The sequence below is a fragment of the Arthrobacter rhombi genome (assembly GCF_039526245.1).
Lineage (GTDB): Bacteria > Actinomycetota > Actinomycetes > Actinomycetales > Micrococcaceae > Arthrobacter_H > Arthrobacter_H rhombi.
Genome location: NZ_BAAAIV010000014.1, coordinates 1 through 1405, shown reverse-complemented (window position 1 = coordinate 1405; position 1405 = coordinate 1). Strand labels below are relative to the sequence as shown.

The 1405-nt window shown below is 65.2% G+C and carries 1 protein-coding gene; it reads right to left on the bottom strand.

Annotation, left to right across the window (positions count from 1 at the left end):
- Positions 1–4: 4 nt before the first annotated feature.
- Positions 5–1351, bottom strand: a complete 1347-nt coding sequence (locus tag ABD088_RS13240; RefSeq protein ID WP_343902427.1) for a GntP family permease — start codon at positions 1349–1351, stop codon at positions 5–7.
- Positions 1352–1405: the final 54 nt, after the last annotated feature.

Genomic DNA, 1405 nt, shown 5'->3' with positions numbered 1-1405 from the left:
GGCCTCAGATGACGAAGTCGAGAGCCAGGATCAGGATGAGGGAGATGACCGAAGCCAGGCTCATGGCAACGGTGTGGGTCTTGAACGTGCCACGTGTCGACAGTCCGAGCAGCTCCTTGAACATCCAGAAGAAGTTGCTGCTGACGTGCGGCAGGAACAACGCGCCGGAACCCGCGGCCAATGCCACGAGCACTACCGGAACCCCGAGGCTGCCCGCGAGCGGTGCGAGGATGCCGGCAGCGGTGATGACGGAGATCGAAATCGAGCCAAGGGCGATGTGCAGGACGGCCGCGATGACCCAGACCAGCAACAGTGCGGGCAAGATGCTCGAGGCGAAGTAACCGGAAAGGATGTCGGCCAGGCCAGAGGCCTCAATGACCATGCCCAGGGAGCCACTGACACCGCTGAGGACCAGGATGGGCCCGCAGGTGACGAGGCTTTCCGCGACGCCCTTGTCGACCTGGGCGCGCGGCGCCGCACGTCGGGCCAGCACGTACGAAGCGGCTGCTCCCGCGAACATGGCGAAGACGGGATCGGTGACGAAGCCCAGCACCGGATCCTCGATCTTGAGCGCGCCGAGCAGGGCGCCCAGGGCCACCAGGATGAGGGTACCGACGATGGGGGACACGGCCAGTGGCAACGGCAGCTTCCGGCCAGGCGTCGATTCGGTTTCGAGCACTGCCACCTGTGCTTGGTGGCCGGGAGCGGTGCCGTCGGTCCCGCCATCAGGGGTGCCACCGTCCGTCGGAGCCGGACCGTCAGCCCGCTCCGTGATGTCAGCACCACCGGACTCGGCAGCCTGTTCGTCATTGGGGCCCCAGTGGAGGGCACGCTTGGCAAGGAGACTGAAGACAAGCATCGTCAGCACTGCGGTGGGAAGCCCGATGGCCAGACCCCAGATGAACATCTCGCCCAAGGGCACGCCGAGCAGGCCCGCCGCGGCCAGCGCTGCCACACCCGGGACGACGAAGACTAGGCCCACTTCGATGCCAGCGGTCAGTGCGCCGCCCATGAGTGCGATTCCGCGCGGTCCCAAGCGGGGCGCGATACGCCTGGCCATGGGAGCCGTGAGCACCAGGACCACATCGGAATAAATGGACGTGAACAGGGTGCTCAGCGAAACGCTGAAGATGTACGGCAGCCGTTTCGCGCCAAAGCTGCCCACCATGCCCTCGATGAGCCGTTGCAGCGCGCCGGTCTGGGTGATCATCGATCCCATGATGACGCCGAAGCTCACGAGCAAGCCGATGTCCGCCATCACATCACCGAATCCCGCGGCGACCACCCCAGGCGTCTCGGCGGGTCCAATGGTGGTCAGCCCCAGGAAGAACGTGCCGACCACTAGATGAATAAGTCCTAATTCCGCGTGTTTGCAGAATAGACCCCCAGCAATCTCGCTGGGGGT